The 14,384-nt window shown below is 47.8% G+C and carries 13 protein-coding genes; 6 read left to right on the forward strand and 7 right to left on the reverse strand.

Annotated elements, in window-relative coordinates; all coding sequences use genetic code 11:
- Positions 1-91: 91 nt before the first annotated feature.
- On the reverse strand, positions 92-1,141 hold the full coding sequence (gene ansB / locus GVI43_RS01180) for an L-asparaginase 2 (RefSeq protein ID WP_159564577.1): 1,050 nt from the start codon (positions 1,139-1,141) through the stop codon (positions 92-94).
- 199 nt (positions 1,142-1,340) lie between these two features.
- On the opposite strand from ansB, the gene ycaO reads away from it, so the two are divergent.
- The 5 genes from ycaO (at position 1,341) to GVI43_RS01205 (ending at position 8,327) form a co-directional block, all read left to right on the forward strand.
- Positions 1,341-3,104: a 30S ribosomal protein S12 methylthiotransferase accessory factor YcaO gene (ycaO, locus tag GVI43_RS01185; protein WP_159564579.1), complete on the forward strand. Its 1,764-nt coding sequence runs from the start codon at positions 1,341-1,343 to the stop codon at positions 3,102-3,104.
- Positions 3,105-3,477: 373 nt separating this feature from the next.
- Positions 3,478-4,329 (forward strand): formate transporter FocA, encoded by an 852-nt coding sequence (gene focA / locus GVI43_RS01190; protein WP_159564581.1) that lies wholly within the window; start codon positions 3,478-3,480, stop codon positions 4,327-4,329.
- A 62-nt stretch (positions 4,330-4,391) separates the two neighbouring features.
- Complete coding sequence (gene pflB / locus GVI43_RS01195) at positions 4,392-6,674, forward strand: formate C-acetyltransferase (protein ID WP_159564583.1); 2,283 nt, start codon at positions 4,392-4,394, stop codon at positions 6,672-6,674.
- 246 nt (positions 6,675-6,920) lie between these two features.
- Positions 6,921-7,661 (forward strand): pyruvate formate lyase 1-activating protein, encoded by a 741-nt coding sequence (gene pflA, locus GVI43_RS01200; protein WP_159564585.1) that lies wholly within the window; start codon positions 6,921-6,923, stop codon positions 7,659-7,661.
- Positions 7,662-7,712: 51 nt separating this feature from the next.
- Positions 7,713-8,327 carry a cytochrome c oxidase assembly factor Coa1 family protein gene (locus tag GVI43_RS01205; RefSeq protein WP_159564587.1) on the forward strand — a complete coding sequence of 205 codons (615 nt, stop codon included), beginning with the start codon at positions 7,713-7,715 and terminating at the stop codon, positions 8,325-8,327.
- Here GVI43_RS01205 and GVI43_RS01210 read toward each other — a convergent pair.
- Positions 8,296-8,472, reverse strand: a complete 177-nt coding sequence (locus GVI43_RS01210) for a hypothetical protein (protein ID WP_159564590.1) — start codon at positions 8,470-8,472, stop codon at positions 8,296-8,298. The two genes, GVI43_RS01205 and GVI43_RS01210, sit on opposite strands and share 32 nt — an antisense overlap.
- A gap of 123 nt (positions 8,473-8,595) precedes the next feature.
- Between GVI43_RS01210 and GVI43_RS01215 the strand changes: the two genes are divergently transcribed.
- Entirely contained in the window at positions 8,596-9,000 is a 405-nt protein-coding gene (locus GVI43_RS01215) for a GNAT family N-acetyltransferase (protein WP_159564592.1), read from the forward strand.
- An 84-nt stretch (positions 9,001-9,084) separates the two neighbouring features.
- Here the strand turns inward: GVI43_RS01215 and napF are convergent, their stop codons facing one another.
- The 5 genes from napF to GVI43_RS01240 all read right to left on the reverse strand — a co-directional run bounded on the left by napF (position 9,085) and on the right by GVI43_RS01240 (position 14,284).
- Positions 9,085-9,639: a ferredoxin-type protein NapF gene (gene napF, locus GVI43_RS01220; protein ID WP_159564594.1), complete on the reverse strand. Its 555-nt coding sequence runs from the start codon at positions 9,637-9,639 to the stop codon at positions 9,085-9,087.
- A complete protein-coding gene (gene dmsD, locus GVI43_RS01225; RefSeq protein WP_211959058.1) occupies positions 9,639-10,286 on the reverse strand; it encodes a Tat proofreading chaperone DmsD in 648 nt (215 codons plus the stop codon). Before dmsD ends, napF begins: the two co-directional genes overlap by 1 nt.
- A 72-nt stretch (positions 10,287-10,358) precedes the next feature.
- Positions 10,359-11,213 (reverse strand): DmsC/YnfH family molybdoenzyme membrane anchor subunit, encoded by an 855-nt coding sequence (locus GVI43_RS01230; RefSeq protein ID WP_159564596.1) that lies wholly within the window; start codon positions 11,211-11,213, stop codon positions 10,359-10,361.
- 1 nt (position 11,214) lies between these two features.
- Positions 11,215-11,835 (reverse strand): DMSO/selenate family reductase complex B subunit, encoded by a 621-nt coding sequence (locus GVI43_RS01235; RefSeq protein ID WP_159564598.1) that lies wholly within the window; start codon positions 11,833-11,835, stop codon positions 11,215-11,217.
- Positions 11,836-11,845: 10 nt separating this feature from the next.
- The gene (locus GVI43_RS01240; RefSeq protein WP_159564600.1) at positions 11,846-14,284 is read right to left on the reverse strand and encodes a DMSO/selenate family reductase complex A subunit; all 2,439 of its coding nucleotides are present in this window, start codon (positions 14,282-14,284) and stop codon (positions 11,846-11,848) included.
- Between the last annotated feature and the right edge of the window lie 100 nt (positions 14,285-14,384).

The following is a 14,384-nucleotide window of genomic DNA, read 5'->3' on the forward strand; positions in this document are numbered from 1 at the left end:
TATAACATCCTGTTCCATCAGCATAAAGTAAAGACGGTGGACACTATTGGTTAATCGCCATTGTATCCACCGCCCAAGTCACTAACAATATTTAATATTGATTAAATATTTTCTGAATTTCTGCAGGATCCTTTGTCTTGGTCAGTGCGAGCTGGAGTAACACTCTGGCCTTCTGTGGATTGAGCGTTCCGGAAGCTACAAAACCATATTTCACATCGTCAATTTCAGCATCCTGAGTAGTTGAACCGGTTGGTACCCGGGACGATCTGACTACGGCAACGCCCTGCTCTCTGGCCTGAGCTAATGCATCAAACAGAGAATTGTAGAGATTGCCGTTACCCACACCGGCAGACACAATTCCCTGCGTTCCCTCAGCAACCAAGGCCTTCACCGGTGCTGCTGAAGCGTTTGAATAGCTATACACAATATCGACTTTAGGCAGTGAAGTGAGTGAACTGACATCGAATACCGATTTTTTAGTATGTTTGCGGGTTGGCGTGCTCTGATAGTCAACCTTACCGTTATGAAGGTAACCCAGCGCACCGTAGTTCACGCTTTGAAAAGTCTGAACTCCCGTGGTATTGGTTTTGGTAACATCACGGGCACCAAGTACCGTATCGTTCATCGCCACCAGAACGCCTTTATCGGCCGAATTTTTGTCCGCGGCAACGATAACGGCATTGTACAAATTGAAAGGCCCGTCTGCGCTCATTGCCGTTGCCGGCCGCATGGCACCAACCATCACAACGGGTTTATCGCATTTAACCGTCAAATTAAGAAAATAGGCAGTCTCTTCCATGGTGTCAGTGCCGTGGGTAATGACAAAGCCATCGCTGCCGGAACACTGTTTATTAATGGTATTAGCCAGCGTTAGCCATACCCCATCGTTCATATCCTGCGAGCCAATGTTGACAATCTGTTGGCCTTTAATATTGGCAATATCTTTTAGCTGGGGTACTGCATCAACGAGCTTATCTACCCCAAACTGACCCGCAACATAGTTAGATTGGGTTTCAGAAACGCCGCCGCCTGCGATAGTCCCTCCGGTCGCTAATATCGTAATGGTGGGAAGCCCAGCTAGGGCTGGCAGCGCAAAACAGCATAATAGTGCACCAAGGGCAGACTTTTTGAATACCGGCATACTCATACTCCTGTTTATAATTATTTAAGGTGAAAAACATGACTGGCGAAATTATCTATAAATTTTATTTTTTTTCTGTGACCGGCGGCCCGAGAACTAACATTACTAGAGCTATTGATAAAAACCCCGTATGATTAACAAAATGGTAACCATCCACCTTCCCGATAATTCCTTCGGTAAATCAAGAGCCTGAATATCAATGCAAACGGATATACAAACCTTTATTCCCGGTAAAGATGCTGCACTAGAAGACTCCATCCAGACCTTTCAGCAAAAATTAAACAAATTAGGCTTTAATATAGAAGAAGCATCTTGGCTAAATCCGATACCTAACGTTTGGTCTGTACACATTCGCGATAAGGATTGCCCGCTTTGCTTTACTAACGGAAAAGGAGCAACCCAAAAGGCAGCGTTAGCCTCTGCGTTGGGGGAGTATTTTGAGCGTTTATCGACTAACTACTTCTTTGCTGACTTCTATTTGGGAAAAACGGTTTCACAGGGTGACTTCGTGCATTACCCGAATGAAAAATGGTTTACTATTCCCGAAGATGATTCACTGCCGGAAGGGGTGTTAGATTCCCATCTGCGCAGCTTTTACGATCCGGAACAAAGCCTGAGCGCCAGCGAACTGGTTGACCTACAGTCGGGCAATGCGGAACGCGGAATCTGCGCCCTGCCCTTTATTCGCCAGTCCGATCTACAGACCGTTTATATTCCAATGAACATTGTCGGCAATCTGTACGTTTCAAACGGTATGTCCGCCGGTAACAATAAAAATGAAGCCCGGGTTCAGGCGCTGTCAGAGATCTTCGAACGTTTCGTTAAAAATCGCATTATTGCTGAAGCCATTAGCCTTCCGGCTATCCCGGCTGAGGTTATCAAGCGCTATCCGCAGGTAGAAGAAGCGATTAATACGCTGGAGTCAGAAGGATTCCCAATTTTCTCTTTTGACGCCTCTCTTGGCGGAAAATACCCGGTTATTTGCGTGGTACTGTTTAATCCGGCCAACGGTAGCTGCTTCGCCTCTTTCGGTGCCCATCCTGACTTTGGCGTGGCTCTTGAACGTACCGTTACTGAACTGCTTCAGGGCCGTAGCTTAAAAGATCTGGATACCTTCAGCGCACCGACCTTCGATAATGAAGAAATTGCTGATTACGCTAACTTAGAAACTCATTTTATTGATTCAAGCGGCTTAGTCTCTTGGGATCTGTTTAAGCAACAGTCTGACTATGATTTCGTAGACTGGAATTTCAGCGGTTCGACGCAAGAAGAGTTCTCAACGCTGATGAATATCTTCAATCACGACGGCGTTGAGGTATACATTGCTGACTATAATCACCTTGGCGTAGATGCCTGTCGAATACTGGCTCCCGGAATGTCAGATATTTACCCAGTCGAAGACCTGCAGCTGGCGAATAATAATATGGGGCAACATTTAAGAGAGACCATTCTCAGCCTGCCTTTCAGCAATTTGCCTCCTGAAGATTATCTAGCGCTGATCGAACGTTTAGACCAAGAAGGCTTGGATGATTTCGTCCGGGTTCGCGAACTGCTGGGTATGGCGACAGGTGCCAATAATGCGTGGAGTATTCTGCGTATCGGTGAGCTTAAGTCTATGCTAGCGCTGGCCGGTGGTGATTTAGATCAGGCGCTAAGCTGGGTTGAATGGACGCAAGAATTCAACGCCTCTCTGTTTGATGACCAAAGGCGCAATTACTATCGCTGCCTGCAGACCCTGCTGCTAATGAAGTTGGATCCTGAAGATCGCGATGAAGAGCAGCTTAATCCGGCGTTCTATCGCATGTATGGGAAAGAGACCGTCGATACCGCGTGGCGCAATATTCGTGGAGAACAGCGCTTTCACGGGATGATTGATGTAGATAAAGATTTAACCCAGTTGCCTGCGCATCAGGCATTACTCAATGCTTACCAAAAACTACAGACGGCTAAACGTCTGGCTTAAATAATGAATTAACTAGCAAGGTTCTTTATATAAAATAACGGACCTTGCTATTTTTACGCTCATTAGTAAAAAAAGATTAATTAATGTTAATAAAAAGTAAAATAAAAGAATAAATACACTTAAAATAAAAACATTTATTATTATTTATTAACAGTTCAAATATTTTCACAGGCGTTGTTTAAAATTTTTTGGTAAAAATTAAAAAAGTTTTTATATATTTAATTCAATTAGTTAGATGTCAAAGCACCTTGAATCAGCACATATTCCTAAAGATTCATTTTACACCGAATGATCCTCATCAAATTTTGCAGTATAATATTTTCATAGCATCACCCAGCAATTTATTCTCCTTAAAAGCAAGAGATCTTATCCAGTGAAAGCAGATAATCCGATTGCAGCACTCTCTCCGGCAGCCATGGCTCAAGTAGCCGAAAATGCCGGAATATATAAAGCATCAAAACCCCCTATCATTACTTTTTGCTCAGCTATTCTGGCTGGCGTATTCATTTCTATCGCCTTCGTTTTCTACATTACGGCGACAACCGGAACTGCCAACGTACCTTTCGGTATGGCTAAGTTTCTCGGCGGCGTTTGTTTCTCGCTAGGGCTGATGTTGGTCGTCGCCTGCGGTACAGATTTGTTTACTTCAACCGTACTCACCTGCGTCGCTAAAGCAACCAATCATATTACCTGGGGGCAGATGTTCCGTAACTGGACCAATGTCTACTTTGGTAACTTAGTCGGTGCGCTTTTATTTGTTGCAATCATCTTTATGTCAGGTCAAATTACTGCAGCTAACGGCCTTTGGGGGCTGAATGTGCTGCAAACGGCAGATCATAAACTACATCATACCTTTGTTGAGGCGGTTGCTTTAGGTACACTAGCTAACCTGATGGTGTGTTTAGCGGTATGGATGAGCTACGCAGGCCGAAGCCTGACGGACAAAATGTTCGTAATGATACTGCCGGTCGCCATGTTCGTGGCCAGCGGTTTTGAGCACAGCATCGCCAATATGTTTATGATCCCAATGGGCATCGTAATCAAGAATTTTGCATCTCCAGAGTTTTGGCAACTTATCAATGCAACTCCGGAACAGTTTCCAAACCTGACAGTAAGTAACTTTGTTATTGATAATCTGATCCCCGTGACAATTGGTAATATTATCGGCGGATTGATGGTAGGTATGCCGTACTGGGCAATGTATTTACGCGGTGAGAAGCACTAGTTCAGTGCGTCTTACGTTCAAAGCTAATTCAAGTTTCATAGTATATAAAGGTAGGTGACAAAATGACCGAACTTAACCAAAAGTTTGTCAAAGCATGGGAAGGATTCCAAGACGGCGAATGGCAACGTGCCGTTGACGTTCGTAGCTTCATCCAAAAAAACTATAACCCTTACGAGGGTGATGAGTCTTTCTTAGCAGGTTCAACCAAAGCAACCGATAAGCTTTGGGACAAAGTGATGGATGGCATCAAAATCGAAAACCGCACTCACGCGCCGGTTGATTTTGATACTGACGTTGTGGCAACTATCACCTCCCATGATGCTGGCTATATCGAAAAAGATTTAGAAACCATCGTAGGTTTACAGACTGACGCTCCATTAAAACGTGCTCTGATTCCATTCGGCGGCATCAAAATGGTTGAAGGTTCTTGTAAAGTTTATGGTCGTGAACTCGATCCACAGCTGAAAAAAATCTTCACTGACTACCGTAAGACCCATAACCAAGGCGTTTTCGATGTTTATACTAAAGACATCCTGAACTGCCGTAAGTCAGGCATTCTGACCGGTCTGCCTGATGCATATGGCCGTGGCCGTATCATCGGTGACTACCGGCGCGTAGCCGTATACGGTATTGATTACCTGATGGCTGACAAATACGCTCAATTCCAGTCTCTGCAAGAGAAAATGGAAAACGGCGAAGACTTAGAAATGACCATCCAGCTGCGCGAAGAAATTTCTGAACAGCATCGTGCACTGTCCCAAATGAAAGAGATGGCGGCTAAATATGGCTATGACATCTCTGGTCCTGCTAATAACGCTCAAGAAGCCGTTCAGTGGACTTACTTTGGTTACTTAGCTGCCGTTAAATCTCAAAACGGTGCGGCAATGTCTTTCGGCCGTACATCAACCTTCCTTGACGTATACATCGAACGTGACCTGAAAAATGGCACACTAACAGAAATTCAAGCGCAAGAGCTGATCGACCATTTAGTCATGAAGCTGCGTATGGTTCGTTTCTTACGTACGCCTGAATATGATGAGCTGTTCTCAGGTGACCCAATCTGGGCAACTGAATCACTGGCCGGTATGGGCGTTGACGGGCGTACTCTGGTATCTAAAACCAGCTTCCGCTTCCTGAACACGCTTTACACTATGGGTCCTTCACCGGAGCCAAATATGACCATCCTATGGTCAGAAAAACTGCCAATGAACTTCAAGAAGTATGCGGCTAAAGTGTCTATCGATACCTCATCTGTACAGTATGAGAACGATGACTTAATGCGCACTGACTTCAACAACGATGACTATGCTATCGCCTGTTGCGTAAGCCCAATGATCGTTGGTAAGCAAATGCAGTTCTTCGGTGCTCGTGCAAACTTAGCCAAAACCATGCTTTATGCAATCAATGGCGGTATGGACGAAAAGCTGAAAATTCAGATTGGTCCTAAAGAAGCGCCAATGACCGACGCGGTGCTGGATTATGACAAAGTAATGAATCGTTTAGATCATTTCATGGACTGGTTAGCAAAACAGTACGTGACCTCTCTGAACATCATTCACTATATGCATGATAAATACAGCTACGAAGCTGCCCTGATGGCTCTGCATGACCGTGACGTAGTTCGTACTATGGCATGTGGTATCGCTGGTCTGTCCGTTGCCGCTGACTCCCTGTCTGCTATCAAATACGCAAAAGTTAAACCAGTTCGTGACGCTGATGGCTTGGCTACCGACTTCGAAATCGAAGGTGAGTATCCACAGTTTGGTAACAACGACTCTCGCGTTGATGATATCGCTTGCGACCTGGTAGAACGTTTCATGAAGAAAATTCAGAAACTGCGTACCTATCGCCATGCAATCCCAACCCAGTCAGTTCTGACCATTACCTCTAACGTAGTTTATGGTAAGAAAACCGGTAACACGCCGGACGGTCGTCGCTCAGGTGCTCCGTTTGGACCAGGTGCTAACCCAATGCACGGCCGCGATCAGAAAGGTGCCGTTGCCTCTCTGACCTCCGTTGCTAAACTGCCGTTTGCCTACGCTAAAGATGGTATTTCTTATACCTTCTCTATCGTTCCGAACGCACTGGGTAAAGACGACGATGTGCGTAAAGCTAACCTTGCAGGCCTGATGGATGGTTACTTCCACCACGAGGCCAGCATTGAAGGCGGCCAACATCTGAACGTTAACGTCATGAACCGTGAAATGCTGTTAGATGCGATGGAAAACCCTGAGAAATATCCTCAGTTGACTATCCGCGTATCGGGCTATGCCGTACGTTTCAACTCTCTGACTAAAGAACAGCAGCAAGACGTGATTACCCGGACTTTCACTCAGTCCATCTAATTTCCTTGTTGAAATGAAATGTCATTGAATTCGGCCCCGCATAACGCGGGGCCTTTTTATTTATTGATCTACACCATGTTTTGCCGGAAATCTTTATCGCCATAGCGTAAAATAGAGGTATCAGGCAAAGCTAACGGGCTCATCTTTCGGGACGATCCTGATAAACAGATAACATTGCCAGCCGCCCTTTCGCGGGGCTAGACAATTTAGGCCTTTCGACTCGGGCCAACCTGGAGTACAACCGCAATGTCAATAATTGGTCGCATTCACTCGTTTGAATCCTGTGGTACCGTAGATGGGCCTGGGATCCGATTCATCGTTTTCTTTCAGGGCTGCCTGATGCGCTGCCTCTATTGCCACAATCGGGATACGTGGGACACTCACGGCGGCAAAGAAGTTACCGTCGATGAACTGATGAAAGAGATCGTCACTTACCGCCATTTCATGAACGCCTCCGGCGGCGGCGTGACTGCCTCGGGCGGTGAAGCCATTCTGCAGGCGGAGTTTGTTCGTGACTGGTTCCGGGCGTGTCGGGAAGCCGGTATTCATACCTGTTTAGATACCAACGGCTTTGTCCGCCGCTACGATGCCGTTATTGATGAATTGCTCGACGTCACAGACTTAGTGATGCTCGACCTGAAGCAGCTAGACAATAGCATCCATCAAAATCTGGTTGGCGTATCTAACCATCGAACGCTTGAGTTTGCCCGCTATTTGGCCAAGCGCAATCAAAAAACATGGATTCGCTACGTCGTTGTTCCCGGCTGGTCTGATGATGATAAGTCGGCCCATATGTTGGGCGAATTTACCCAAAACATGACCAACATTGAAAAGATTGAACTGCTGCCTTATCACGAACTAGGCAAGCACAAATGGGTGGCAATGGGCGAAGAATATGGTCTTGACGGCGTAAAACCGCCAACAAAAGAAATTATGGATCGGGTGAAATCTCTCCTTGAAGGCTACGGACACAAAGTGATTTATTAATGACCTGACTGACGGCTAATCGTGACGATTCAGAAAGTTATAAAGGAATATATGGAAAACTCATCGGGAAACGGGATCTCAGCGGAGATCCCAGCAGAAATCAGAGGCTGGAACTGGGGCGCATTCTTGCTTCATTGGATATGGGGCATCGGTAATAATACCTTTATCGCCTTTTTAGTCTTTATTCCCTTCGTCAACTTAGTGATGCCCTTTGTGCTTGGAGCAAAAGGCAATGAATGGGCATGGCGCAATAAAAAATGGGCCAGCGTGGAAGAGTTCAAACGTATTCAACGTTTATGGGCTCGCTGGGCACTCGGGCTCATTCTGTTCTTCATTCTGATGATTGCTGGCATCATCATGGTCGTCATATCAACGATGAAAAGTTCTGATGTTTATAAAGAAAGCGTAGCATTAGTGACATCTAACCCTGTCGCCGCAGAAATGCTGGGAACGCCAATCAGCAGCGGCATACCGAGCGGTAATATTTCAGTTAGCGGTCACCGTGGATCGGCTGACATCAGCTTTAGCGTTGAAGGCAGCAAAAGCAGCGGCACCGTCTATGTCGTTGCCCATAAAGAAATGGGTGACTGGATTATGGAATCTAATCGGTTTAAATCTGACCAGACCGGTGACGTTATCGACCTGCTGCCACCGTCTGACCAATAGTCGTCAAACAATAGTTAACGATGCGGCTAGCTTTTCTCATCGCTTCCACCACATCGTTACCGCCCTTCCCGCCGTCACTCTGGTGGAAATCTGGGTCCCGGCCTTCGCCGGGATGACGAGATAATACAACATAGCAAGACCACATTATGTAAGAATGCTTAACTGACAAACATTAAAAATAACCAAAAAGTGAGGAACGGACAAACTATTTAGATCAAAAATATAGTATGTTGTTTTATAAAACTGCCTAGAAATCAGGAACCCACTCATGACTATTGTCTATAAAGATAACGCCCCGCTTAACGCAGAACTTATGATTGGCCTTTATAGTAAATGCTCGCTGGGCGCTCGTCGTCCGATAGATCAACCGCAAATATTTGAAGGGATGATTGAACATTCCAACCTAATAATTACCGCGTGGGATGGTGAGAAATTGGTGGGTATTTCCCGATGCTTAACCGACTTTAACTATATCACCTACCTTGCTGATTTAGCCGTCGATGAAGATTACCAAAAGCAGGGTATCGGTAAGCAGTTGATCAGAGAAACCCAAAGCAGAGTAAAAGATACCTGTCGTATTGTGTTGCTGGCGGCCCCTGATGCCAACGATTACTACCCGGCATTAGGCTTCGAACATAATCCCAGAGCGTGGATGCTTAGCACCCCACTCTGAGCACGCTTATTTATTGCATCACCAAAGAGTATAAAATGAATCTGGGCATGTCGGGAAGCAGCGAACCAGATAGCCATGATTTATTTAGCGTTTTGGCCGTAGCGTAATATGCCCGTGGTAACAGGCCAGTTTACATTTTCCACAGCCGTTACAGCGTGATTCATTGAGTACGACCTGATTGGCTTCATCGAAATTAATCGCACCCTGAGGGCACGTAATAGCGCACTGTCGGCAGTAATTATTCATTCGCCCCAAACAGCTAAAGCTAAGGGTCGGCCGTAGCCCGGTATTTGGCTCGATCCCGCGTTCCAGCGCCCCTTTAGTACAAACGTCCGTGCACTTATGGCAAAAATCACAGTCGGCATATTCAATATTGATTGCCGCTTTGTCGTCTTTAAGCTGAATAAGCCCATAAGGGCAGGCAGAAACACAATCGTTGCATCCGTCGCACAGCCGAACAAATAGAACCTCTTCGACAGCCTGAGGGGGCCGACCTTCAGCCCGTAGAACATCCTGTTGTTCAACGCTAACCTGAGCCTGATGCCCGGCATTAAATAAGCCGCGAAACAGGCCCCGACGACTCACCGTACGGTGAGTCATCCAGGCTTTATAGTATTGTGCGTCGCGATCGCCTGCCATCAGAAAAACAGCTGTTTGCGAATCACTATCGGACTATAGCGCTGCTGCCAGTCATCCAGCGCGATTCTGGTCAATAGAGCCATACCCTGATAAAACGGATGCTCGGCTTTCTCTTCCAGAAGCGCCAGAAAACGACCGCTCCACGGCAATAAATGCTCCGCCAACAGTGGCGTAATATGCTCAGGTCGAGACTCCGCCAGCCACGCGGCCAGCATTAACAATAAACCGATATGGTCTTCAGGTTCACGCTGTTGCTGCTGAACTTCAATGCCCAATTCGGCCTGCCAGTTGCGCAATGCTAGGGTCGAATCACCGAAAATAACGCTTTCATGATCCAGATATACCGAGCCCCAAGGCGGTGCGGGTAAGGCGTCCGGGCCAATAAACAAACGCTGGTAAGCTTCGGCTAAAGTCTCAGCATTATCGGAGGTTAACCCAGAAGATATGAGCGCCGCAGCCCGTTGAATATCAATATCCTCACCGCACGGCCACTCGCCCGACCACTCATCATGCTGAAGTAAATCGAGAATCGGTGCCAGATCGTCGCTATCCGGAGAATAATACAGAACGGCCCCTAACATACGGCCAGTCAGCGATACGGCTTGCGCATCTGGCAGTTGCTGCTCTGGCATAATAGATGAATTCATAAATAGCCTTTCACTCAATCTGGAAAAATAAAGCGCAGGATAATAAAATTTCCTGCGCAATACGATGGCTTATTATCCACCAAAAGTCATGCCCACGGTCATATGTAAATTGTAAAACACCGCCCGGCCGATAAGTTCACCGCACACCACTAGCACAAAGCCGACCAGCAGGCTGAATGTGGTAACGCCTTTAACGCGGATCAGCGGACAAATCCAGAAGCCGAGGCCCACCGCTACCAGCGCTAAGCGCAACGCCATCATTTGGCCATACTGCGGCACTAAGGCGGTCGCCGACATCACCGAGCTTTGTAGCTGAACCAGTTCGCTCCCCTGCATCAGACCGGATACCGCACTGATTAGCAGCGCGATAACGCTGATGGCCGCCAGTCCTTTACCGCCGCAGGCGCAGGCTTTACTTTTCAGCATATAGCCCAGCAGCGGCCCGCCAATCAGCATGGTCAGGAAGAAGTTCAGCGTGGTATAGCCGCTATGCCAGGTCGGCACCGTCTCCATTTGGTAAACCCGGCACATGCCGTACACAAAGGCCAGGCCCGATATCATACCGATGACCAACCACAGTTTGCCCAGCCCTGCTGGCATCTTGCCCATCATGGCTATCAGCCAGTAAATGCCGCCGATAGCAAAGAAGGCTGAGCCCAGCGCTATCTCATTGCTCAGGCCGGATTGCCCCACCCGATTCAGTGAGTTAAACGCCCGCATCGGTGAACCAAGGTGCATCATTGAGGCGATAAAGGCGATGCCCATCAGGACCCAGATAAAGAACATGCCGTTGTGAATAGACTTTCGCTGAGCGTTATCCGTTTTAGGACATAACAGCGCCAAAGCCAGTACGATAAATCCGCCTACCGCGCACTGCCCCAGGACCGTGAATAACATCAACGGCCATTCATGCCATCCCATTCCCATCTTAAACCTCCTTCGGATTGGATAAATGACCGGTGGTATCCCCGACCGGGCGACTACAGGCGTTCGGCTTGAGCACGATATTCGGCCGGGTGTACTTCGCCGCCGGTAACGGTGCCACTTCGGCCAGCGTACCGTGTTTGGCCCGCAGTTCGTCAATCGGGCCGAAGTCTAGCGCGCGCAGCGGACAAGACTCAACGCAGATAGGCTTTTTGCCTTCGTTAAGCACCCGCTCATGGCAACCGTCGCACTTGGTCATATGCCCCTTCGCCGCATTGTACTGCGGTGCCCCGTACGGGCAGGCCATATGGCAGTAACGACAGCCAATGCACACCTCTTCATTCACCAGTACAAAACCGTCTTCGCGCTTATGCATGGCACCGCTCGGGCAGACCTTAACGCAGGCCGGGTCATCGCAGTGGTTACAGGCAATCGATAAATAGTAGGCAAACACGTTTTGCTGCCAGGCATCGCCGTCTTTCATCCATTCGCCGCCGGCGTATTCGTAAATACGACGGAAGCTGACGTCCGGGGTTAAATCTTTATAGTCTTTACACGCTAGCTCGCAGGTTTTGCAGCCCGTGCAACGACTCGAATCAATATAAAAACCGTATTGCGTTGTCATTGGCCGCTCCTTAAACTTTTGCCACTTCAACCAGATTGGTATGCTGAGGATTGCCTTTCGCCAGCGGCGAAGGCCGCAGCGTAGTCAGCACATTGATGCTGCCTGCCCGGTCAATACCGTTAGCATCCGGCGTGTACCACGCACCTTCGCCCAGCGCAACAACGCCCGGAATCATCCTCGGCGTCACTTTGGCACTGATCTGAGTCTCACCCCGGTCATTGAAAATACGAATCATATCGCCGTTCTTAATTCCGCGTTCTGCGGCATCAATCGGGTTAATCCACATTTCCTGCAGCGCCGCGGCTTTAATCACGTCTACGTTGCCATAGGTTGAGTGGCAGCGTGCTTTATAGTGAAATCCTATTAGCTGTAGCGGATATTTCTTACGCAGTGGGTCGTCAAAACCTTCAAAGGTAGAAACGTGAATTGGCAGAGGAGAAATAGCATCGCCTTTCGGTAGCTCCCAAGTCTTAGCGATAGTAGCCAGACGCTCGGAATAAATTTCAATCTTGCCTGATGGTGTCGCCATCGGGTTGGCAACCGGGTCGTCACGAAAAGCCTTATGGGCAATAAAATGGCCTGCCGGGTCTTTACGTTTAATAATCCCTACTTTGCGAAATTCTTCAAACGTCGGTAACAGCGGATCTTTTTCACAGGACTGCTGATACAGGTGACGTAACCACTCTTCCTGAGTGCGGTTTTCAGTGAATTTTTGCTCAACGCCCATGCGCTTAGCAATTTCACTGGTCATCTCGTAAATGGATTTACACTCAAACTGAGGCTTAATCGCTCGATCGGCAAAAATCACATAACCCATGTTGCCCGAGGAGGCATCAAGGCAGAAATCCATCTGCTCCGAGGTAGTCAGATCCGGTAAAATAATGTCGGCACAGCGTGCACTGGCGGTCATATGGTTATCGATCACCACGATCATTTCACACTTGGTATCATCTTCCAGAATCTTGATGGTGCTGTTGATATCAGAGTGCTGATTCACCATGCTGTTACCGGCGTAGTTCCAGATAAACTTAATCGGTTGCTTGAGCTTATCGGTACCGCGAACGCCGTCTCGAGTAGCGGTCATTTCCGGGCCGCGTACAATTGCGTCGGTCCAAAGGAAGAACGAAATGCTGTCTTTGATCGGATTATCTAAGGTAGGAAAACGTACAAACGGAATAGCATATGAACCTTCACGGGCACCGGTATTACCGCCGCTGATACCCACGTTGCCGGTTAAACAGGCCAGCGCTGCAATGGCACGGGCAACCATTTCACCATTGGCCTGACGCTGAGGCCCCCAGCCCTGACAAATATAGGCCGGTTTAGCAGAACCGATTTCGCGCGCCAGCTTAATAATACGATCGGTAGGAATCGCCGTAATCTTCGAAGCCCATTCAGGGGTTTTCGCAATACCGTCATCACCTTGGCCCAGTATATAAGCCTTATAGTGGCCGTTACGGGGCGCACTGTCTGGCAAGGTTTTCTCATCATAGCCAACGCAGTATTTGTCTAAGAACGGTTGATCGACTAAGTTTTCCGTAATAAGTACGTGTGCGATACCGGCAACCAAGGCAGCATCGGTACCCGGCGTGATTGGCAACCATTCATCTTCGCGACCGGCAGCGGTATCACAATAGCGCGGGTCAATAACCACCATTTTGGTATTCGATATTTCGCGGGCCTGTTCGAGAATATAGGTAATGCCACCGCCGCCCATGCGCGTTTCAGCCGGGTTATTACCAAACATCACTACCAGCTTGCTATTTTCTATATCAGACGTGCTATTACCGGCAGAGCTGCCATAGGTATAGCCTAATCCGGTGGCAATTTGAGCGGTACTGTAAGTGTTGTAATGATTTAAATAGCCACCACAGCAATTCATTAATCGAGCAATCAGGGAATTTCCCGGTGGCCACGAGCGTGTTACTGTTCCACCCAGCGTTCCGGTAGCGTACTGCACGTAAACCGCCTCATTGCCGTAATCTTTGATAATTCTTTTGAGATTATTGGCAATGTCATCATAGGCTTCTTCCCAGCTTATCTTCTTGAATTTACCCTCTCCGCGTTTACCGACTCGCTTCATCGGGTATTTTAGGCGGTCAGGGTTATAAATCCGCCGCCGCATTGAACGGCCGCGCAAACACGCTCGGACCTGAGGTAGAGCCTGATAAACATCGTCACCGGTGTTATCCGTTTCCACATATTTAATTTCACCGTTCACGACGTGCATACGCAACGGGCAGCGACTGCCACAGTTTACCGTACAGGCACTCCAGACTGTCTTAACGGCGTCATCCCCCGACGCGGCAACACTTTGTGCATTTGCACGACCAAAGGGTAGCGAGACACCACCGGCGGCAACGGCAAGACCGCCTATTGCGCTGGTTTGCACAAAAGCACGGCGGCTCAGTGACATCGTTCCAAGAGGTTTAGGATCATCAAAGCTCATAAATCACCTGTTATCTTATTATTGTTAAACTATCGATACTCTATGTAGCCGGAGTACCAAGGGGTATACCCGAATCATTCAGGTTAAAATGAAGTCGAAA

Origin of the sequence: Budvicia diplopodorum (genome assembly GCF_009800925.1) — a bacterium.
GTDB lineage: Bacteria > Pseudomonadota > Gammaproteobacteria > Enterobacterales > Enterobacteriaceae > Budvicia > Budvicia diplopodorum.

Bases quoted from the DNA above. Each gene is read 5' to 3' on its own strand.
- GVI43_RS01215 (WP_159564592.1), top strand. From the start codon at position 8,596: ATGACTATTGTCTATAAAGATAACGCCCCGCTTAACGCAGAACTTATG.
- GVI43_RS01205 (WP_159564587.1), top strand. From the start codon at position 7,713: ATGGAAAACTCATCGGGAAACGGGATCTCAGCGGAGATCCCAGCAGAA.
- ycaO (WP_159564579.1), top strand. From the start codon at position 1,341: ATGCAAACGGATATACAAACCTTTATTCCCGGTAAAGATGCTGCACTA.
- pflB (WP_159564583.1), top strand. From the start codon at position 4,392: ATGACCGAACTTAACCAAAAGTTTGTCAAAGCATGGGAAGGATTCCAA.
- pflA (WP_159564585.1), top strand. From the start codon at position 6,921: ATGTCAATAATTGGTCGCATTCACTCGTTTGAATCCTGTGGTACCGTA.
- GVI43_RS01240 (WP_159564600.1), bottom strand. From the start codon at position 14,284: ATGAGCTTTGATGATCCTAAACCTCTTGGAACGATGTCACTGAGCCGC.
- GVI43_RS01210 (WP_159564590.1), bottom strand. From the start codon at position 8,472: ATGTGGTCTTGCTATGTTGTATTATCTCGTCATCCCGGCGAAGGCCGG.
- GVI43_RS01230 (WP_159564596.1), bottom strand. From the start codon at position 11,213: ATGGGAATGGGATGGCATGAATGGCCGTTGATGTTATTCACGGTCCTG.
- napF (WP_159564594.1), bottom strand. From the start codon at position 9,639: ATGGCAGGCGATCGCGACGCACAATACTATAAAGCCTGGATGACTCAC.
- GVI43_RS01235 (WP_159564598.1), bottom strand. From the start codon at position 11,835: ATGACAACGCAATACGGTTTTTATATTGATTCGAGTCGTTGCACGGGC.
- dmsD (WP_211959058.1), bottom strand. From the start codon at position 10,286: ATGAATTCATCTATTATGCCAGAGCAGCAACTGCCAGATGCGCAAGCC.
- ansB (WP_159564577.1), bottom strand. From the start codon at position 1,141: ATGCCGGTATTCAAAAAGTCTGCCCTTGGTGCACTATTATGCTGTTTT.